Consider the following 22,152-nt stretch of genomic DNA (forward strand, 5'->3'; position numbering starts at 1 on the left):
TAAAAAAGTGATTATCTTTAAGTGCTTGTTGTAAAGAGAGGAGATTCTTTAATGGAAAAAATACAATTTAAAGCAGAGTCTAAACGGTTGTTAGAAATGATGATTAACTCGATTTATTCTCAAAAAGAGATCTTTTTAAGAGAGTTAATTTCAAATGCAAGCGATGCAATCGACAAAATCTACTACAAAGCTTTAACCGATGACACTTTAACGTTTGAGCAGGGCAATTATTACATAAAAGTGGATGCTGACAAGGAAAATCGAACGCTAAAGATTTCTGATACAGGAATCGGCATGACAAAAGAAGAGCTTGAAGATCACCTTGGAGTGATTGCCAAGAGCGGCTCGCTTGCCTTTAAAAAAGAAAATGAAATGAAGGATGGCCAGGATATCATCGGGCAATTTGGTGTCGGATTTTATTCATCCTTCATGGTAGCTGACACGGTTACCGTCATCACAAAAGCACTCGGCAGTGATGAAGCGTATAAGTGGGAATCTCAAGGTGCGGATGGTTACACGATAGATACGCATCCAAAAGAAACTGTGGGAACAGAGATTATTTTAAAAATCAAAGAAAATACAGAAGATGAAACGTATGATGAGTATTTAGAGGAGTATCGTTTACAATCGATCATAAAAAAATACTCTGATTTCATTCGCTACCCGATTAAAATGGACGTGACTGAAAGGAAGCCGAAAGAAGACAGCGAAAATGAATTTGAAGATATACAAGAAGAAAAAACAATCAATAGCATGGTTCCAATCTGGAGAAAGAATAAAAATGAGCTTAAGGACGAAGATTACGAGAATTTTTATTCGGAAAAGCATTACGGGTTTGACAAGCCTTTAAAGCATATTCATATCAGTGTTGATGGAGCTGTGAGGTACAATGCCATTTTATTTATACCTGAGCAAATTCCGTTTGACTATTATTCAAAGGAATTTGAAAAGGGATTAGAGCTTTATTCGAATGGCGTATTAATTATGGAAAAATGCGCTGATTTGCTTCCGGATTATTTTAGCTTCGTTAAAGGAATGGTCGACTCTGAAGACTTATCACTTAACATTTCAAGAGAGATTTTACAGCAAGACCGCCAGTTGAAGCTTATCGCGAAAAACATTAAGAATAAAATCAAGAGTCAATTGCAAGGATTATTAAAAGACGATCGTGAGAAGTATAAAAAGTTCTATGAATCCTTTGGAAGACAGTTGAAATACGGGGTATACAGTGACTATGGCAGTCATAAAGATGTGCTGCAGAACTTATTGATGTTCTATTCATCCAAAGAGAAAGAGCTTGTCACTTTAGATGAATATGTATCAAGAATGCCTGAGGATCAAAAATACATTTATTACGCTTCCGGAGAAAGCCATGAACGGATTGAAAAACTGCCGCAGACGGAAATCGTAGCAGAAAAAGGGTATGAAATTTTATATTTCACCGATGAAGTGGATGAATTCGCAATCAGAGTGCTGACAAATTTTAAAGAAAAAGAATTCAGATCTGTCTCAAGCGGTGATCTAGGAATTGAAGTAAAAGAAAGCGAGACGGATACAGAGTCAGAGGAGAAGGACAACAAAGACCTCTTTGAATATATGAAAACGACGCTGTCCGGCAAAGTAAAGGATGTACGGGTATCAAAACGATTAAAGACCCATCCAGTCTGTTTATCCACTGATGGCGAAGTAAGTATCGAAATGGAAAAAATCCTGAAATCGATGCCGAATAACCAAAACATTCAAGCGGAAAAGGTTTTGGAAATTAATACGAATCATGAAGTGTTCAAGTCATTACAGGAAGCATTTGAAACTGATAAAGAAAAAGTCAATTTATATACAAATCTATTGTACAATCAAGCGCTTCTTATTGAAGGATTGCCGGTCAACGATCCCGTCGAGTTTACAAACGACATTTGCAAGATCATGGTGTGATAAAAAAAGATTTATGAAAATCTAATAAAAGTAATTGATAATCAATAAAAAGCAGGGGAATTCCATGAAGGATTCTAGCCTGCTTTTTTATTAGCTGCAAAGAAATAAGTTCTCTAAAGCCCTCGCTATGATATAGAAAAGCCATCTCTTTTTCATACTTCATTTCTAAATAATAAACATTAGTTACAGTTATTTATATATTTATATAAATAATAGAAGATACTCTATTAGATTTCCATTTCCTTTGTAATAGTAAGTTAGAATCAGATTTTGACGATTTCTTAGGGAAATAGACTATTAAAATAAACAAATTAATGGTAATATAAAGACTTGAAATTAGAAAAGGAGAGATCAATTTGAAGAAGGTTTTTCTGCGCGCATTAGCTTTTAGTTTATGCCTAGTATTTAGCTATGCATTCTTACATACTGCAGCTGAGGCTAAAACACAAAAAACAAGTAGTTATTATGTAGTAAAAACGTCGAATCTATATGACACAACCACAAGCAAAAAACGAAAAATTACTACTATCCCTGTTAATACTAAACTTTCAACGACAAGTTCAAAGTCATCTAGCATGTATAAAGTTACATATAAGGGACGGACCGGATACGTATATAAATCGAATCTTGCTGATAAAGCAAAACCGGTCACGAAATATATCGTAAAAACATCAAATCTATACTCTTCAAATACGAGTAAATCAAAAATACTTGCGTCGGTTCCTGTCAATGTAAAACTATCAACGACGAGTCCTGTTTCTGATAAAATGTACCAAGTGAAATACAAAGGCAAAACCGGATATGTTTATCGCGGGAACACGGGAGACAAGCCGAAAGCGGTTGAGAAGTATACTGTAAAAACGTCAAATCTATACTCTTCAAATAAGAGTAAATCAAAAATACTTGCGTCGGTTCCTGTTAATGTTAAACTATCAACGATGAGTCCTGTTTCTGATAACATGTACCAAGTGAAATACAAAGGCAAAACCGGATATGTTTATCGTGGGAACACGGGAGACAAGCCGAAAGCGGTTGAGAAGTATACCGTAAAAACGTCAAATCTATACTCTTCAAATAGCAGTAAATCTAATATCATCACGTCAATTCCTGTTAACCATAAGCTGACAACTACTAGTCCAGTATCTGATAATATGTACCAAGTGAAAATTAACGGTAAAACAGGATATGTTTATCGTGGGAATCTAAGCGGCAAGCCAAAGGCTATTGATAAGTTCGTTGTAAAAACAACGAATCTATATGATTCATACAAGGGGAATAAAAAAATAATCGCGTCAATTCCTCTAAATAATAAACTAACAACGACAAGTCCAGTGTCTGACAACATGTACAAAGTTACATATAAGGGGAAAACGGGCTATGTTTATCGTGCGGATCTGGGAGACAAAGCGAAACCTATCACTAAATATGTAGTCAAGAAGTCAAATTTATACGATACAACTTCAAGTGATAAACGAATTATTACTTCAATTGATATCAATAATAAAGTAACTACAACGAGTCCGGATAACTCCAGTATGTATCAGGTAACTTATAACGGAAGAACGGGATTTGTCTATCGTTCCAATTTAGGTGATAATTTTGTCTCCTATACAAATAAATACAATACCTCACAAATCACTAGGTATGATATTTCCCGGATTCCTTTTCAGGAAAAAAATTCTCAATATAGAATGCCTAATTTCAATGCTGATGAAATAGCCAATATTCCTTCAGCTAAAAGATATTCAGATTCTGAAGCACCAATTGATTTGGATGTATGGGACAGCTGGCCGCTTCAAAACCCGGATGGAACTGTTGCTGAATATAACGGCTACCATATTGTATTTGCTCTTGCTGGCAAGCCAAGAACGAATGAAACATTTATTTATATGTTTTATCAAAAAATCGGAGAGACTTCGATTGACAGCTGGAAAAATGCCGGACGAGTATTTACGGATGCCGATAAATTCAATGCAAATGATCCGATTTTAAAGCATCAAACGGAAGAATGGTCAGGCTCAGCTGCATTAATCGATCATAAGATCCGCCTTTTTTATACAGATTTCTCAGGCAGCATGGCTCTTGGCGGCACTGGTGATAGCAAACAAACTTTAACTACAGCTCAAGTAAATGTTGGTTTACATGATGAATCATTAACCATTGACGGTGTACAAGACCATAAATCAATCTTTGATGGTGATGGGAAAATCTATCAGAATGTTTCTCAATTTCATGATGAAGGAATGTTTTCTTCCGGAGATAACCATACTTTGAGAGACCCTCATTATGTAGAGGATAATGGCCGTAAATACCTTGTATTTGAAGGAAATACAGGATCCGATAATGGTTACCATGGAGATTTATCTTTATATAACAAAGCATTTTACGGTGGAGATGATTACTACTTTCAATCAGAATTTCAACGTATTATGTCTAGTCCTAAGAAAAAGTTAGCGACATTAGCAAACGGTGCTCTGGGCATTATTGAAATCAACGATGATTTCACACTAAAAAAGGTCATGAACCCATTAATTACATCCAATTTGGTGACAGACGAAATTGAACGTGCGAATGTCTTTAAATTAAAAGACAAATGGTATCTATTCACAGATACAAGAGGTGCGAAAATGGGGGTAGATAACATTTCGCCGAATATGATCTATATGTTGGGGTATGTATCTGACTCATTAACAGGACCATATACACCGCTTAATGATACTGGTCTTGTCATCGCGTCTGATGAAGACTTCAACAGCCGTACCTTTACGTATTCGCATTATGCTTTATTGCCAAAGAATCCTAACGACAATAATGTAGTAGTAACAAGCTACATGACAAATCGTGGAGCATCTAGTATCAATCATTCTACATTTGCTCCTAGCTTCTTGTTGAATATTGATGGAGATAAAACCTATGTCCGTCAACACGACATTCTTGAACAAGGACAATTAACTACAGATACTCCTACAAGCGCTAATGAAAGTAACTATTCAGGGAACTAAAGTGTTCTTAAAAGTGTTTGTAAATTAAAAGATAATTAAAAGAACCGCAGAAAACTTTTTAAAGTTTGATCTGCGGTTCTTTTATTTTTCTAATCGGACTAATGACAAATATTAAGGGAGACGAATAGATGGAGTCAATTCGTTTCCCTAAACATTAATTGGTGACTAATTTCTTTACCGCTGTTTCAGCCCACTCCGGAATCTCCACACTTCCAATTGGAAATGGATTCCTTGATACAGGCCCATGAAAATCACTTCCGCCGGAAACAGTCATGCCGAATCGTTCAGCTTGCTTCTCCCAGTATTCAACATCAGCCGAACTGTGCTTAGGATGCCAAACTTCAATTCCATCTAAACCTGCAGCAACAAGTTCTTCTAATGAAAATGGTTTTATATAAATGCCTGGGTGGGCGAGAAAGGCTTCTCCTCCTGCTTCATGGATGAGATCAATCGCATTTACAGCGGAAAAGGGACTACGTTCGACAAACCCGGGCTTTCCTTTTTTCAGCAATGCTTGGTGTGCTTCCTTCCAATTAGGGAAATAACCGGCGGCAGCAAGCTCCTCGGCGATGTGAGTACGCACGAGAACACCTTTCCCGACACGGTCGAGACATTTATCAAATGAAATCGTATATCCAAGTTCATTCAATCGATCAACAATCTTTTTTCCCCAGTCTTTTCGTTCTTGAGATCTCCAGGAAATATGCCCTAGCATACTAGGGTGTTCCGGATCGAAGTTATATCCGAGTATGTGCAGTTCACCGTAGACACCGTCTGTATTGAGCTCGATGCCGGAGATCAGGTTCAAGTTTGATGGAGCAAGCTTCTTTGCTTCTTGATAGCCTTGAATCGCGTCATGGTCGGTAATTGCGATATCAGTAAGCTTCTTTTTCTGGGCGTCTGCAATGATTTCTTCCGGTGTCCAATGTCCGTCAGAGAACACGGAATGAATGTGCAAATCGATCATTGGTTTTATTATCTCCTTTCTTTTTTTCAACTGCCAAAGTCAGTCCAACAATATCACCAGGCTGGTACCGCTCTTGAAAAGCTGGTGAATAAAGAGTGAGCATTTGCTTTTCTATTTTAACATTATAATGGATTTCGTTTCCTTGAAATTGGACAAATGATACCACACCGACAATACTGTTTTCCGTGGGGTCGCCGATTTTCCATTGCTCCGGTCTTACAGGGAAGAGGTTCTGATTCTTAAGTTCTTGTGAAATGCCGATATCCTCCCATTCTACCATAGGGAAACCATCCGGAATAAATACATTTTGCTTCGTCCACTGTCCTTGGATCAGGTTGCTTTTGCCCACAAATGTTGAAACGAAGACAGTTTCCGGCTTAGTATAGATCACTTCAGGAGTGTCTGCCTGTTCAACGATTCCGTTATTCATGACGATGATTCTATCAGCCATGGCGAGTGCTTCACTTTGGTCGTGGGTGACATAGACAATTGTTGCTTTTGTCTGTTGATGGATGGATTGAATTTCTTTCCTCATTTCCATTCTGAGCTCTGCATCGAGGGCACTCAACGGCTCATCCATCAAAAGCAGGACAGGTTCCGGCACGATGGCTCTTGCCAGTGCGACCCTCTGTCTTTGGCCTCCGGAAAGTTCAGAAGGATACCGGTGTTTAAAGGCTTCCATTTCCACCATTTTCAGAACGTCGTGAACGCGTTCCTCTTGCTGCTGTTTGGATTGGTTTTTGGTAAACCTGTGGTGTTTAAGGGCAAATTCAACGTGCTCTTGCACGGTTAAATGCGGCCAAAGCGCGAATGATTGAAAAACCATGCCTATATTTCGTTTTTCAGGCTTTACAAGCCGTTTAGGCGAGGCAATTTCTTCTTCGTTTAGAAAAATGCTGCCTTCACTCGGTTTGATAAATCCGGCCAGAAGCCTGAGCAGGGTCGTTTTTCCACAGCCAGAAGGACCAAGGATCGCAATAAATTCTCCTTCTTTAAATGAAAGGTTAATATGATTCAATGCAGAAAACGAACCATATTGCTTGCTCACGCCGTTAAGTTCAATCATTTTTCAAGCTCACTCGCTTTCCTATAAAATTTTGAAAAAGCATCAGGCTGACACCGCCAATCAGGATGGCTAAGACAATCAATGTAGAAAAAGCGGTTGAATATGTGCTGTAGCCTGCCTGTTCAAAGCTGAAAATCATGACGCCGATCGTCTCTGCGCCGCTTGACCATAGGAGGCTTGAGACAGTAAGCTCAGCTAAAGCCGTAAGAAATACGAGAAATGCTCCGCTCATTATTCCTGGCAGCAGCAGGGGAAGCAAAATGCTTCTCCATTTGGTAAACCCGGATGCTCCCGACGTCTGTGCTGCTTCCTCCATGCTGGGATCAAGCTGGGAGAAGGCTGTCAGGCTTCCTCTGAATTGGAGCACGAGAAATCTTGTCAAATAGGCGATTAGCAAGATCCAGATCGTTCCGTACACGCCTGGGTACCATCCTGGGACAGGCTGCATCCACATCAGAATCATGCTCAAGGCCAAAACCGTTCCGGGGAGAGCATAAGGCAATGTGACGATTCCTTCTGCTGCTCGTGTCCAGAGATTTGGTTGTTTAAATCGAACATATGCGAGCAAGGTTCCTGCGAAAAGGCAAGTGATCACTGTGGCCAAGCCTAACATAATGCTATTGCTTACCGAACGCGCTACCTTGCTGTCTGTAAACAAATAAAGATAGTTTTTGAACGAAAGATTTTCCCACGATAGTGATAGACCGTATGCCTTGATCAAGGAGGTGGCTGCCATTGCCAGAAACGGAACTAGGCTTGTCAACAGCAAAAAGCTCCAAAGACTGGCTTGAATCAATCGCCTGGATCTTGTTGACACGTAGTAACGGGGCTCCATATCGCGCTTTGTCGTTTCATTTGCTTTGCTTTTTCTTACAATGATCGCTTGAATGATAGTACCTGCCAAAGCGATAACGCCGAGCATTACTGATAATACTGCAGCTCTGGCAAATGCGCTGGGGCCGTAACCGATGATTTGCTCGTAAATATAGGTGCTCAGTACGCGAATGTTTGATGGAATGCCTAAAAATGCAGGTACACCGAAGTTGTCTAAGTTCGATAAAAATGCAAGCAAAGCACCGCTTCCTATTCCCGGAAGAGCCATGGGGAAAATAATTTTCCGAAAAGCAGTCCATCTGCCGGCTCCGGAAACCATCGCCGCTTGCTCCGCGTCGCGGGGAATTTTTCGAAAGACATCGACACTCATAAGATAGACGACCGGGTAATGGGAAATGCCGAGAACAAAGATAATTCCTCCCATCCCGTAAAGATTAGGCAGCATCTCATCTCCAAACAACATCGCAAGCGGTCCTGAACCGCTAAAAAACTGAACCCATGCGAGGGTAGTAATATAGGAGGGGATGATAAAAGGGAGATAGATAAACAGCTGCATTGCTTGTTTGCCGCGGATATCCACATAGGCCATAATCCAGGCCGTGCTGACACCAAGCACGACGGAAAGCAGAGTACTAAAAGCTGTAATCCAAACCGTATTTTCAATGGATTTCCACGTAGCGGGATCTGTAAGCACCTCTTCATATACCCCAAAACTTAAAGCACCTTCTGCTCCAAAGCTTAAGCTTATTAAACGGACGATAGGCATCAGAAATAGAAAGAGGAGAACAGCAAAACCGATAATTTTCCAGGTCAAAGTATGAAAAGATAGGAAAGAAAGCGAAAAAACGGGTTTCGCTTTCTGTTCAATAGAAGATTTAAATAGCATGTCATTTCGCTTCCTTTCTTTTACGATTACTTGCCAAATAGGTCACCGAATTTTTTCTTATCGTCTTCTCTGGATTGATAAAGCTCGTTGATATCCGTTTTGAGTACTTTCATTTTGTCAATGGTTTGTAAGCCTTCAGGGGCAGAGATTCCTTCACGGATCGGTGTATAGCCGAATTCAACTGCAAGCTCTTGGCCATCCTCTGATAAGACGTAATCAACGAACGCTTTAGCGGCCGCTGCGTTTTTTGCATCCTTCATAATTCCAATCGGTTCTGTGATGACTGGAACGCCTTCTTCAGGATATACGAGATCAACCGGAGAACCCTCAGCTTTTGCACGAGCCACAATAAAATCTACAACCATTCCGTACGATTTTTCTCCTGAAGCAACGGCTTTTAATACATCGCCATTTCCTTTTGTAACAACTGCATTATTGCCTTTAATGCTTTCATAAAAATCCCAGCCGAAATCATTTTGGCGAGTGAAAACACCTAAGTTATACGCCGCAGCTCCGGAATAAAGCGGGCTTGGCATGATGACCTTGTCCTTTGCATCTGCTGATGTGAGAGCTTCCCATCCTTTAGGCAGGCTTTTGACCTTATCGGTATTCACGGCAAGAGCGGTAGCCATTACCTTCGTTCCGAAATACATATGATCAGCATCGACAAATTCCTCAGGGATGCTGCCGGCTTCTTTTGATTCATAAGCTTGAAGCAAATCCTCTTTCTTAAGGCTTTCAAACGTAACTGAATCGGCTAATAGCATAACATCTGCTTGGACTTTTCCTGACATTTTCTCCGCTTTCACCTTTGAAATAACTTCTTCTGTTCCGGAACGGAAGGTTTCTACTTTGACATCCGGATATTTTTCTTTAAAGCCGGCGACCAGCTTTTCTGCGTCAGCGTCTGGCTGAGAGGTATAAAATTGAAGGGTTCCCTCTATCTTTTCACTTTTTTGTTCGTTTTGCCCGTTTTGATCGTTTGAGCCTGAAGATGAGTTGCTCCCGCATGCACTAAGTAATAAGAGAATGAGTGCGCTTAGTAAGACCGTTAATTTTTTTCTCATAATTGTTGAACTCCTTTAAAGGTTTGGAATGTATGTTTGTTGAACCATCGATCGATTTGTTCTTGTTTTTTCTTATAATGAGTTCTGAATTCGATTGGCGAGATAGTAATATAGCCTTCCCGCAATAGCTGAAAATCACTTTCACTATCAAGGTTATCCAGTTCGGGCATTAGATCCTTCAGCCAATAATAAATGTGTCCATGCGGGTCATTAAGGCCGACATATCGGTAGCGGGATACAGTCATGTCAAGCGGAATCACCTTTACCCCTTTGCACTGCTCTTTACTCAAATATGGCAGATTAATGTTTAGAAAAGCAGTGTTGGGAAGCTTGTTTTGAATCAATACCTCCGCCACTTTGTAAAATAGCTGTGAAACCTTTGTGAAGTTCACTTTTTGACTTGAAAACGCATTAAGAGAAACGGCAGCTGAAGGAATTCCGTAAAGAACTGCTTCTGAAGCGCCTGCTATTGTTCCGGAGTAGTAAAGATCCCTGCCGAGATTCGGTCCAAGGTTAATGCCGGAAAACACAAAATCGGGCGGCTCTTTCATCAACACTTCGATGCCAAGCTTTACACAATCGACAGGTGTTCCATTAATGCACCAGGTTCCCTTGGTTCCGGGGAAAATATCGAGCGGCATCGCTTTGATCGGCTGGCGCAGCGTGATGGAATGACTGACGGCGCTTCTTTCTTGATCTGGGCAAATAACATACACATCGGCAAAATGCTGTAAAACCTGTACCATTGCTTCTAAGCCGGGAGCAAATATGCCATCATCGTTGGAAACTAATATTTTCAACCGAACACCTCCTGTTCTTCGGGTAAGAAGAGCTTCCTTACGTAATAAAGGTTAATATGCCACCAATCAAGAGATGGCGATGGATCCAAGCCTTCAATAACAATAGGAAGAGGTACTTGGGTGAGAAAATAATGAATTGACTCCCGATCGATTATGCCGGTGCCAAGCGGGACGTGCAGACGAGTGTTCAAATTGTCACTTAAATGGATCTTATCGACTCTTGCTGTTTCAGCAAAAGCGGCAACGGGATCTTGCGAGCTCTTAATATGTGCGACATCAAACGTGGTGCGAAGAGCTGTGTGACAGGACTGAATGAAATGATTCAATACAGTAGGTGATGTAATGAATTCTTTCGGTTTTTCTTCCATTAGCTCAAGCGACATTGTTTTTCCGTATTGTTTTGCTTTCTGAACAATTTTGTCCACGGATTCAAGCAGAATTTCTTCATAATACTCAGTTCCCAAGACAGGAAGTGTAGCTTGTCCGGGATGAAACGTAATAGAACCTGCACCAATCCGGTCCGCTAGTTCAATGGAATGAAAAATTCTTGCAATCGAAGCCTCTCTGATTTCCTGGTCTAATGATGCGATGTTTAAATCCCAGCTTGGCGCATGCAGTGTAAAGTTCAATTCGAAGTTATTATTCTTGTGAATAAGCTGAGGATCCGAACGATAATGCCACACGTGCTCAGACCAAATCTCCAATCCGTCGATGCCGGACGCTTTTGCAAAAGGTACTATTTCTTCAACCGGAAGTGACCAAGCGAGAGTTGAGGAAAAGAGAATTTGAGGCACTAGGTTCATCATTCCCTTCTTCGTTATATTTGTCATCTTAAGTTTACTATCCAGATATTTTGTTAAATTAACGAAACGTTATAGGCTTTGTTATCGTTTTGTAAACAAGAACAGAGTTGATTTAGCAGGGAATTTACACCAAAGATTGGAGTGATGAGGTTTAAGTCGGTTTGATTGTAAATATACCGTAAAAAATTTACATGAAATTAAACTTTGAAGAGAAATGAATGATGTAAGTATTCTAGGTAGCTTAACTAATGAATGAGGAAATAAAGTACACAGAATAGATTTTTCAATAGTTGTTTCGAACTATTTATGATAAATATTTACAAATGATATTATCAAGAAAACAGTACAGCAGGGATGAAATAATCATGTAAAGATATTTAATTTAACAGCTAATTTTTGGTTGTTATATTCTTTTACTAGTATTTTCGCTGTGAATTTAGAACCCTGTTTTTATTTTTAGTGTCAACTCCTTTATTCATTAATCTATCTAATAGAGGTAAAGTAACGGTCATTCTATGAAAAACGCACCTCGGAAACTGGTATTTCTCCAAGATGCATTTTTTAGGGAATTGGATGTTGAATGCTTTGATTATGATTGTAAAAAATGAATGAATTTTTTTAAACTATGGCGCTGCTGCTTTCTCTGTTTAATAACAAATTCAATTTTTATTTTCTCTTTTAGTTCTTGAAAATGGATTGTATTTTCTTTTCGATTTTGAGCAACATCCGCTGGCATTAAACTAATCCCAAGGCCTTCACTGACAGCTTGCAGAATGGCTTCAAGCGAATCAAATTCTATAATTGCTGGCTCTTTATCATTTCGTTTCCTCCAAAAATCGAATAATGTATTTCTATAAACACAGCTCGGATCGCTGTTAACTAGTAAAGTTTGTTCATGCTGTTTCTTTAATTGATCATGAGTGAGTGAAATTAACGTGATGTTTTCAAAATAAGAATAGACGGCTTCAAACTGAGAATGATTGTATTCACCATTAATAAAAAGCCCATCAAGTTCTCCATAAGAAAGCATTTCTAGTAATTTTAACTTCTCACTTGTCCTTATTTTCACATCCACAGTATGATTTGTTTTTAAAAATGCGGAAACCAATTGAGGTATTTTAACAGCAGAAATTGTTTGACTTGCTCCTATTGTTAAAGGCTCTCTCCATTTATGAGGATTGATTGCCGCTTTTGCTTCTTCCATTAAAACGGTCATTTGGTTTACATAATTCAACAAAATTTTCCCTTCGTTCGTCAATGTTACGCCACGGTTATTACGTATAAATAATTTAACTCCGAGCTCAACCTCCAACCCTTTCAGTCGTTGGGAGATATTAGGCTGTACATAGCCTAATTTTTCAGCTGTTTTTGACATTGATTGCAGTTGTGCAACATGTTTGAAAATCCTTAAATCATGACTTTCCAAGATTCCATTCCTCCATTGATATCATTAAAAATGATATCAGTCTCATTATTCAGTATTATACCTCTTATGCGACAAGCAGGTAAAATTAAGCGAGGAGGAGATCAAATGAAGTTAAAAGATAAAGTAGTGATTATAACAGGCGGCGGAACTGGAATTGGAAAAGCAACAGCGTTAAAAGCAGCAGAAGAGGGAGCGAAAGTGGTCATCAATTACAGTCGCTCAGAAAAAGAGGCAGAGGAAGCAGTCGACGAGGTTACAAAACGAGGAGGCACCGCACTCGCTGTAAAAGCAAATGTATCGATAGAAAAAGAAGTGGAACAGATGGTATCCCGGACTGTCAACACATTTGGGACAGTTGATTGTTTAGTAAACAATGCGAGTATAACTGCTCAAATACCAATAGAAGACTTACATTCAGCTTCGGATCAAGTGTGGGATACACTCTTCAATGTAAACGTAAAAGGAATGTTTCATTGTGTTAAAGCTGTCGTTCCTTATATGAAGGAGCATAAATCCGGTGCTATCGTCAATATGGGAAGTGTTGCAGGCGTTACAGGCATTGGTTCATCTATCCCATATGCCGCTACAAAATCAGCGATTCACACGATGACTAAATCGCTGGCAGTTGCATTAGCACCAAGTATTAGAGTAAATTGTATCGCGCCTGGCGCAGTCGATACGAGATGGTGGGCTGATAATCGCGAAAAAATGTATCAACTCGCCGGTGATTTGCCGCTAAATAGAGTATCCATGCCGGATGATATTGCAGAGGCAGTTCTTTTCCAATTAACCCAAGAATCGATTACAGGTCAAAAATTTACGATCGATAACGGACAGACACTTTGATATTTAGGAGTGTCTTTTTTATGTAATTAAATATTAAGATTTTATGGGATTGTTTAATGTTAGACTATTTTAATGAGATTTACCATTTTTCAAATTAGATACAAACGTTCTAACTTACTAATCATACCTATTTCGTATATCTGATAGATTAAAAATGTCACAATCTAAATCATCCGTTAACAATTTCGCCAAACTTACGTCATAGAATGTTCAATACTGAGCAATTGAAACAGGAAAAAAGTCGTATATAATAAAGACAAAATCAAAAGTTTGTTCAATACTGAGCAAACTTTTTCATTATATATTAATCTGTAGAAAGAAGGCTGTAAAAATGGATGTAATCGAGCTTTCTCGTATTCAATTCGCGTCTACCACACTTTTTCACTTTCTATTTGTGCCGCTTTCAATAGGGCTTGCGTTTATCATCTCAATAATGGAAACGATGTACGTTGTGAAAAGGGATGAACAATATAAGAGACAGGCAAAGTTTTGGGGGCATTTGTTTTTAATTAACTTTGCTGTCGGTGTCGTCACAGGGATTCTGCAGGAGTTTCAATTTGGAATGAACTGGTCAGAGTATTCCCGGTTCGTAGGAGATGTGTTTGGCGCTCCGCTTGCGATTGAGGCATTGCTTGCTTTCTTTATGGAGTCCACGTTTTTAGGATTGTGGATTTTCGGCTGGGACCGGCTGCCGAAGTGGGTGCATTGTTTATGCATTTGGCTCGTCTCTTTAGGAACGATTTTCTCTGCATTCTTCATTTTGGCCGCCAACTCGTTTATGCAGCATCCTGTTGGTATGGTGCTTCAAAACGGGCGCTTGGAAATGAATGATTTCTTTGCGATTTTGACAAACGGCCAGCTATGGGTGGAGTTCCCTCATACAGTATTCGGCTCTTTTGTGACAGGAGCGTTCTTTATTACCGGCGTAAGTGCGATCATGCTTCTTAGAAAAAAACATATCGAATTTTATAAAAAGTCGTTTCAAATTGCCATTACAGTCGGTTTGATCTCGGCTTTAGGCGTAGCGCTTTCGGGACACGAACAGGCGCAGTATTTAGTCGAAACCCAGCCGATGAAAATGGCTGCCAGTGAAGGCCTGTGGGAAAACAGCGAAGATCCGGGTGCTTGGACGGTTACAGCAAACATCAATGTCGATAAAAAAGAAAATACTGCAGAATTTAAAATTCCGTATTTGTTGAGCTACCTTTCTTACGGAGACTTTTCCGGATCGGTGACAGGGATGAACGAGCTGCAAGAGAGGTATGTAAAAATGTATGGCAACGGGGATTATATCCCGCCTGTCAAAACGGTGTTCTGGAGTTTTCGGATCATGGCAGGTCTTGGAGGAGTACTTGCTTTCTTAAGTATTTGCGGCGCTTACTTAATGGTTCGCAAAAAATTAGAAACGAGCAAGTGGTTTTTGCGAATTATGATCGCGGCAATCTCCTTTCCGTTTATCGGAAATTCGGCAGGCTGGATTATGACAGAAATCGGCCGTCAGCCTTGGGTCGTCTTTGGTTATATGCAAACGGAGGATGCCGTTTCTGCAAATGTAACCGCCGGACAGGTTTTGTTTTCACTGATCACATTCTCCGCGTTCTATTTGATTCTTTTAGGTGTCATGGTCACTTTGTTTGTTCGTGAAATTAAAAAAGGACCGTATCATGAAGCGGAGGAAAAAGAAGAGAATAAAGATCCATTTACGAAGGAGGGTCAACATGCTTTCTCTTAATGAGTTTTGGTTCATCATTGTTTCCTTTATGTTTGTCGGCTTTATTTTTCTCGAAGGTTTTGACTTTGGAGTTGGTATGTCGGGGAAAATTGTAGCGAAAAGCGATGCGGAACGTAGAGTATTCATCAATACTATCGGTCCGTTTTGGGATGCGAATGAAGTGTGGCTGATTACCGCGGTAGGAGCGATGTTCGCCGCGTTTCCGAACTGGTACGCTACACTATTAAGCGGATTTTATCTTCCTTTCGTCATTTTACTGCTAGCCTTGATTGGCAGAGGTGTAGCATTTGAATTTAGAGGAAAAGCGGAGAATCCGGTGTGGAGAAGTGTATGGGATTGGATTATTTTCTTCGGAAGTCTGATCCCTCCGCTTGTTTTCGGAATCGTGTTCTCAGCGCTGGTCAGAGGGGTTCCGATTGATAAAAATATGCAAATTCACGCGGGGCTAACTGACATCGTAAATGTCTATACTGTTCTTGGCGGCATTACCTTAACGATGCTTTGCTTATGGCATGGTCTGCTCTTTGCCACACTTCGTACGGTTGATTTGCTTCGTACTCGCTGCCGAAAAGCGGCAAAGAGGTTGCTGCCGATCAACGCGCTTTTGCTGGTTGTCTTTTTGGCTGCGACTTTCTTTACAACTGACGTGTTTGATGCACACGGAATGATATTAGAATACTTGTTTGTACTGGGAATCCTCGTCTATTTGCTTTCCGGATGGTTCATAACGATAAAAAGAGACGGCTGGGCATTTTTCATGTCCGGAATGATTTTAATCCTGCTTACGAGCTCAGTGTTCATTGGACTATTCCCGAGGGTGATGATCAGCACTATCAGTGATACGTATCATTTAACGATTCAGAATGCCGCTTCAGGACCATACTCTTTACAGGTAATGACCTATTTAGGCCTCGGTTTATTGCCGTTTGTTCTGGGATATCAAATATGGAGCTACTATGTATTTCGTAAACGCGTTGATCATAGGGAGCATATGGAGTACTGATGGGAAGAAATTTAATGGCCTACCAAGGAATAAAGATTGTCCTTGCCGTTGTGTCAGGACTCATTTTGCTTCAAACCGCGGCCATTATCCTTCAAGCGAAATGGCTGTCTGATGTCATTACCTCATTGTTTCACGGAGAATCATTAGGATCAAAGGTACCTTCAATCTGCGGCTTTATAGTCGCCTTTCTTGCCAGGCAGTTTTTTGCATTCGCTGTAAAGAAGGTGTGTCTCAGATTTGGAGAAAGGACTGTGGAGCAACTGCGGACGGATTTGCTGGAAAGCATTTTTGCTCTCGGCCCAAGGTTTACCAAAAAAGAAGGCACGGGAAATTTAGTGACCTTTTTAATCGAAGGATTATCCAAGCTGCGAAATTATCTAGAGCTCTTCATTCCGAAAATGGCAGCGATCGGTATTACGCCTTGGATTCTTCTTGCTTACGTTTGGATGAATGATTCGTTATCTGGTCTTATTTTACTTGTTACAATGCCGATTCTTATTATTTTTATGATCTTGCTGGGCTTGGCCGCGAAAAAGAAAATTGACGATAGGTGGGATTCATACCGGGTGCTATCCAATCATTTTGTCGATTCCTTACGCGGATTAGAAACCTTGAAATTTCTCGGCAGAAGCCGCGGACATGCGGAGACGATCGAAAAAGTGAGCGGCAGATACCGTAAATCGACGATGGGAACGCTGCGAATTGCGTTTCTTTCGACTTTTGCTTTAGATTTTTTTACGATGCTGTCCGTTGCGATTGTAGCAGTAACACTAGGGTTGCGCCTCGTTGATGGAACTTTATTGTTAGAACCTGCTTTGCTTGTGCTTTTATTAGCGCCGGAGTATTTTCTGCCGATTCGCGAGGTGGGAAACGACTATCACGCTACGCTGGATGGGAAGGAAGCAGGAGACGCGATTTTAAAAGTGATCAAACAAGCAGAAACTGTATCACGAGCTGGGGCGGCGCCGGAATGGAAGGCGGATAGCTCTTTGGAATTAAAATGTGTGGCAGTTTGTCATGAAGGTCATGATGAACCTGCTTTAAAAGATATTTCTTTGGCGATAAAAGGAAACAAAAAGGTTGGGATTGTCGGAGCGAGCGGTGCCGGGAAATCGACATTTGTCGATGTTCTTAGCGGGTTTCTTTCAGCTAATAAAGGACAGATATGTGTGAATGAAAAAGAGGTGAAGCTTGCTTGTCAGGATTGGCAGCAGCAAACGGCATATATCCCGCAGCATCCGTTTATTTTTCAAGGGACGATTAAAGAAAACATTCGGTTTTACTGTCCGAACGCGACTGATGAACAAGTCTTAAGTGCAATTGAACTAGCTGGATTAACAGGAATTGTCAATAAATTTCCGAACAAAGAAGATGAACTCATCGGTGATGGAGGTAGAGTCTTGAGCGGTGGCCAGGCTCAGCGTGTTGCGCTGGCACGGGCATTTCTGAGCAATCGTCCGTTATTGCTGCTTGATGAACCGACTGCCCAGCTCGACATTGAAACAGAATATGAATTAAAAGATGTGCTGCTGCGTTTAGCGGAAAATAAATTGATGTTCTTCGCTTCTCACCGCTTGCATTGGATGAAGGACATGGACGTGATTGTTGTCATGGATAAGGGAAGAATTGTGGAAACAGGAACACATTACGAACTGCTTCATCGACAAGGAGCTTACTATCGCTTGCTGAGAGTGCAAATGGGGGATGCATCATGAGACAGCGAGACTGGATCGTGCCATACGTGAAACAATATAAATACCGCATGCTGTCCATCTTGCTGCTTAGTATGTTGACGGTGGGATCTGCCGGTGCATTAATGTTTACATCTGGATATTTGATTTCTAAAGCCTCCTTACAGCCGGAGACTATTTTGCTAGTTTACGTACCAATTGTCCTCGTTCGTGCATTTGGTTTGGGACGGTCCGTCTTTCGCTACTCGGAGCGGTTGGTTAGCCATGATTTTATTCTCCGTGTGCTTGCGAAAATGAGAACTCGTCTTTATCACCTGGTGGAACCAAAAGTGGGGGCAAGCCTGCGCTATAAAACGGGAGAAATACTCGGCGTTTTAGCTGAAGACATTGAAGGATTGCAGGATTTGTTTTTACGAACGGTGCTTCCGACTGCTTCAACCTTATTGCTCTATATTCTCACGGTGATCGGGCTCGGCTTCTTCAGCATTCCGTTCGCTCTCTTGATGGCCATGTATCTGTTTCTGTTAGTCGTTGCTATGCCGTTATTTTCTTTGTTCCATATGAAAGCTGTACATCAAGCCTACAAAAAACAAAAGAACGATGTGTACCAGTATGTCACAGACGGCTTTCTTGGGATTAGCGACTGGCTGATGAGCGGACAGAAAAAGAATTTTTTTGACCGATATTATCAAATGGAACAGAGGCTTGACCAAATGGGTAGGCGTACGAAAACTTGGACGTACTACCGTGAATTTGTTGGCCAGCTAGTGATTGCGGCTATGATCGTAAGCATGATTTGTTTTGCAGCATCATTGGTTTCGAACGATCAATTGGCGGGCGTATTTATTGCAGCCTTCGTGCTTGTCGTATTTCCTTTGTCAGAAGCCTTGCTGCCTGTTTCAAATGCGGTAGAAAAATATCCGCGGTACGAGGAATCCTTAAATCGGGTCACACAGCTTGAAAACGAATGTGCAGAATCAGTTTCTGGTGTGAATAAACAAGAAGCATACACTGCATCTTTATCTGATATCACGATTAACATGAACGGGCTGCATTTCAGTTACGAAGGCGATACGATGGAAGCTTTAAAAGATGTTACGTTTTCCGCAAAACAGGGAAAGAAAATCGCGATCATCGGAAAAAGCGGTGCCGGAAAATCAACGCTGCTTAAACTTTTGCAGGGGGTGCTAAGTCCAACAAATGGCACAGTATCGATTAACGGGTTTGAAGCCTCTGCGATTACAAATGATACGCCGAAGCTCATTTCAGTGCTGAATCAAAATCCGTACCTTTTTTACACGAGTGTAGCCAATAATTTATTGCTGGCGAACGAACATGCGTCAGAAGAAGAAATCATCGAAGTCATGAAAAAGGTCAAGCTCCATGATTACATTCGTTCCTTGCCTGACGGCTACAATACCTCCGTGCACGAAACGGGTCAACGATTTTCAGGTGGAGAGCGGCAGCGGATTGCTCTGGCCCGCGTTTTGCTTCAGGACACACCAGTTGTCATGCTGGATGAGCCGACGGTAGGGCTTGATCCGATAACTGAGCATGATCTATTGTCTACCATTTTTCGGACGCTTGAAGGCAAAACATTGATTTGGGTTACACACCATTTAGTCGGTATGGAGAACATGGATGAAATCGTGTTTTTCGAAGAAGGAAGGATAAAAATGCGTGGATCGCATCAAGAGCTCTTGCACGAATCCGAGCATTACCGAAAGTTGTATGAGCTAGATCACCCGATGCATTTAGAAGAGGTAAAATAAGTCCCCAGGATAGCGGCATCTGCTAATCTGGGGATTTCTGATTGACACATCGAAAATATTAAATTATAATAATTATAAACTAATAATTATGATTAAAAAATATAATTTTTAATAACTAAACAAATGCTGCGAAATTGGAGTGAATGACATGGGAAGCAAGAAAATCGGGCTGCTCGTGATGGCTTATGGCACACCTGAAAGCCTCGATCAGGTGGAATCCTACTACACGCACATACGTCATGGCAGAAAGCCTTCAGATGAATTACTGGAAGACCTGAAGGATCGATACAAAGCAATTGGCGGAATTAGCCCACTTGCAAAAATTACGAAAGAGCAAGGGGAACAATTGGAATCCCGGCTAAATCAAACGTTCCCTGATACTCAATTTGTTTTGTACTTAGGACTTAAACATACAGCTCCTTTCATTGAGGATGCTGTTCAACAAATGAAAAATGACGGGATCGAAAAAGCGATTAGCATTATTCTTGCACCACACTATTCGATTTTTAGTGTCAAAGCATATAATGAACGGGCAAAAAGCATGTCTGAAAAAATTAACGGACCAGAAATCCATACGATTGATTCATGGTATGACGAACCTAAATTTATTTCGTATTGGGCAGAGAAAATTAAAGAGACGATGTCGTCTATTAAAGACGAAACAAAATCGGTCGTTATTTTTTCTGCCCACAGTTTACCAGAAAAAATATTGCAAAATGGTGACCCGTACCCAGATCAGCTGAAAGAAACAGCGAAGAGGATTTCGTATTTGGCGAATGTGAAAAATTACGCGATCGGCTGGCAAAGCGCCGGACAAACAGGGGAGCCTTGGATAGGCCCGGATGTACAGGATTTGACGAGAACCCTGTATGAAGAAAAGGGATACGAGTCTTTCATCTATTGTCCAGTCGGATTTGTAGCCGAGCACCTTGAAGTTTTATATGATAACGATATTGAATGCAAAGCAGTCACAGACGAGCTGGATGTTCACTATTACCGGCCTAAGATGCCAAATGCAGATCCCGTATTCATCGAAGGTCTTGTGAATGCTGTCTCAAAAGAAATAAAAAATCTAGAGCTAATTACTTTATAAAAGGGAGAGATTTTCATGGAAACTACTGTTACTTTAAGTGTTAAAGAAATCCTAAATCATCAAATCGCTAACTACAATGTGTTATATACAAAATTGCATCAATTTCACTGGTATGTCAAAGGACCGCATTTTTTCACATTACATGAGAAATTTGAAGAGCTTTACAATGAAGCAGCCGAAGCTTTTGACGAATTAGCTGAACGGCTTCTGTCTATCGGCGGCAAACCGTTCTCAACACTAAGTGAATATCTTGCAAATACAAGCTTAGTCGAGTCAACAAACGTAGATCGGCAAAGCGGTGAATTTGTACAAGAATTAGTAGAGAACTATGAAGCCATCCGTAATGAACTGATCCAAGCGATTACCGTCGCCGGTGATGAAGGCGACGATGTTACAGAGGATTTGTTTATCGGATTAAAAGCAAATATAGATAAACATATTTGGATGCTAAAAGCGTATCTTGGATAATTAGTATAGTAATAGAAAAAGTAAGAGGACTTCTCGTATGGACTAAAAAACGAGAAGTCCTCTTTTTTTATGAAAAAAACGACGATTGTATACCTATGGAGACTCTACTCTATCTGATTGGAAGCTTCACATAGAGGCTGGTAGTCTTAACCCTTTAAAACTTTTTAAAGATAAATTAGGTGTTTGAATCAGTAACAATACCCAACTGTATTTCATATTTTGTTTGGGTAAGTATCCTAAAGTGTTAATTGATCTCCCTGTTTATGATTTCCCCTTTTTGATGTGCGCATCATTTTGCCAAATTTTATTATGGAGGTTATGAAAGTGAACAATTTTCAAAATGAACTTCAATCGTTAAATGTTGGAGAATTTCAAGCAAATGAGGCAGTTCCTTGGGATCAAAACCAGTATTACATTGATCAGGCTCGACAATTCGGCGGTGCCAGCTGCTTTAGATGCTTCAGTTGTTTTAGTTGCTTTAGCTGCTTTGTTTGCTTTAACTGTTTTAATTGCTTCCGATGTTTTAACTGCTTTAGATGCGGAGGCCGCTGCGGAGGTAATTGTGGAGGCAATTGCGGGGGACGATGCGGAGGCAATTGTGGCGGCGGTGGCCGCTGCGGAGGTTAATACATTCTATTTTTCTTACGAAAGTATAGGTTGTCTTAGGAGAAGTACCTGCCCCTTGCAGAATTTGTTGCAGGGGCTTTTCTCTTGAGGAATAGACATAAGAGACAAATTGCTTTACATAGGATGAAATTGAAAGT

The 22,152-nt window shown here is 40.5% G+C and carries 16 protein-coding genes and 1 pseudogene; 10 read left to right on the plus strand and 7 right to left on the minus strand.

Annotated features, from left to right (window positions below; all coding sequences use genetic code 11):
- Positions 1-51: 51 nt before the first annotated feature.
- Together htpG and AM592_RS23000 are read left to right on the plus strand one after the other, a co-directional pair.
- Positions 52-1,932, plus strand: coding sequence for a molecular chaperone HtpG (gene htpG / locus AM592_RS00710; protein WP_053602006.1), 1,881 nt, complete (start codon positions 52-54; stop codon positions 1,930-1,932).
- Positions 1,933-3,539: 1,607 nt separating this feature from the next.
- Positions 3,540-4,934: pseudogene (locus AM592_RS23000) on the plus strand (glycoside hydrolase family 68 protein); the annotation flags it as partial.
- A 154-nt stretch (positions 4,935-5,088) separates the two neighbouring features.
- On the opposite strand, the gene AM592_RS00720 reads toward AM592_RS23000, so the two are convergent.
- From AM592_RS00720 to AM592_RS00750, 7 genes are all read right to left on the minus strand, one after another.
- Complete coding sequence (locus AM592_RS00720) at positions 5,089-5,901, minus strand: PHP domain-containing protein (protein ID WP_053602008.1); 813 nt, start codon at positions 5,899-5,901, stop codon at positions 5,089-5,091.
- On the minus strand, positions 5,867-6,967 hold the full coding sequence (locus tag AM592_RS00725) for an ABC transporter ATP-binding protein (RefSeq protein ID WP_053602009.1): 1,101 nt from the start codon (positions 6,965-6,967) through the stop codon (positions 5,867-5,869). The genes AM592_RS00720 and AM592_RS00725 overlap by 35 nt, the downstream gene beginning before the upstream one ends.
- Complete coding sequence (locus AM592_RS00730; protein WP_053602010.1) at positions 6,960-8,687, minus strand: ABC transporter permease; 1,728 nt, start codon at positions 8,685-8,687, stop codon at positions 6,960-6,962. Before AM592_RS00730 ends, AM592_RS00725 begins: the two co-directional genes overlap by 8 nt.
- Before the next feature lie 26 nt (positions 8,688-8,713).
- Positions 8,714-9,754, minus strand: coding sequence for an ABC transporter substrate-binding protein (locus tag AM592_RS00735; RefSeq protein ID WP_053602011.1), 1,041 nt, complete (start codon positions 9,752-9,754; stop codon positions 8,714-8,716).
- Positions 9,751-10,554, minus strand: coding sequence for a 5'/3'-nucleotidase SurE (gene surE / locus AM592_RS00740; protein WP_053602012.1), 804 nt, complete (start codon positions 10,552-10,554; stop codon positions 9,751-9,753). The genes AM592_RS00735 and surE overlap by 4 nt, the downstream gene beginning before the upstream one ends.
- Entirely contained in the window at positions 10,551-11,384 is an 834-nt protein-coding gene (locus AM592_RS00745) for a sugar phosphate isomerase/epimerase family protein (protein WP_082363627.1), read from the minus strand. The genes surE and AM592_RS00745 overlap by 4 nt, the downstream gene beginning before the upstream one ends.
- Before the next feature lie 562 nt (positions 11,385-11,946).
- Entirely contained in the window at positions 11,947-12,783 is an 837-nt protein-coding gene (locus AM592_RS00750; RefSeq protein ID WP_053602014.1) for a LysR family transcriptional regulator, read from the minus strand.
- Between the two features lie 105 nt (positions 12,784-12,888).
- Between AM592_RS00750 and AM592_RS00755 the strand changes: the two genes are divergently transcribed.
- The 8 genes from AM592_RS00755 (at position 12,889) to AM592_RS00790 (ending at position 22,015) form a co-directional block, all read left to right on the plus strand.
- On the plus strand, positions 12,889-13,629 hold the full coding sequence (locus AM592_RS00755; RefSeq protein WP_053602015.1) for an SDR family NAD(P)-dependent oxidoreductase: 741 nt from the start codon (positions 12,889-12,891) through the stop codon (positions 13,627-13,629).
- A 331-nt stretch (positions 13,630-13,960) separates the two neighbouring features.
- A complete protein-coding gene (locus AM592_RS00760; RefSeq protein ID WP_053602016.1) occupies positions 13,961-15,361 on the plus strand; it encodes a cytochrome ubiquinol oxidase subunit I in 1,401 nt (466 codons plus the stop codon).
- Entirely contained in the window at positions 15,348-16,364 is a 1,017-nt protein-coding gene (gene cydB, locus AM592_RS00765) for a cytochrome d ubiquinol oxidase subunit II (protein ID WP_053602017.1), read from the plus strand. The genes AM592_RS00760 and cydB overlap by 14 nt, the downstream gene beginning before the upstream one ends.
- Positions 16,364-18,079 (plus strand): thiol reductant ABC exporter subunit CydD, encoded by a 1,716-nt coding sequence (gene cydD, locus AM592_RS00770; protein ID WP_053602018.1) that lies wholly within the window; start codon positions 16,364-16,366, stop codon positions 18,077-18,079. The genes cydB and cydD overlap by 1 nt, the downstream gene beginning before the upstream one ends.
- Positions 18,076-19,827, plus strand: a complete 1,752-nt coding sequence (gene cydC, locus AM592_RS00775) for a thiol reductant ABC exporter subunit CydC (RefSeq protein WP_225970311.1) — start codon at positions 18,076-18,078, stop codon at positions 19,825-19,827. The genes cydD and cydC overlap by 4 nt, the downstream gene beginning before the upstream one ends.
- A gap of 148 nt (positions 19,828-19,975) precedes the next feature.
- Entirely contained in the window at positions 19,976-20,920 is a 945-nt protein-coding gene (hemH, locus tag AM592_RS00780; RefSeq protein ID WP_053602020.1) for a ferrochelatase, read from the plus strand.
- Between the two features lie 15 nt (positions 20,921-20,935).
- Positions 20,936-21,388, plus strand: a complete 453-nt coding sequence (locus AM592_RS00785; RefSeq protein WP_053602021.1) for a Dps family protein — start codon at positions 20,936-20,938, stop codon at positions 21,386-21,388.
- A 318-nt stretch (positions 21,389-21,706) separates the two neighbouring features.
- On the plus strand, positions 21,707-22,015 hold the full coding sequence (locus tag AM592_RS00790) for a heterocycloanthracin/sonorensin family bacteriocin (protein WP_082363628.1): 309 nt from the start codon (positions 21,707-21,709) through the stop codon (positions 22,013-22,015).
- The last annotated feature ends 137 nt before the right edge of the window (positions 22,016-22,152 follow it).

Origin of the sequence: Bacillus gobiensis (assembly GCF_001278705.1) — a bacterium.
Lineage (GTDB): Bacteria > Bacillota > Bacilli > Bacillales > Bacillaceae > Bacillus > Bacillus gobiensis.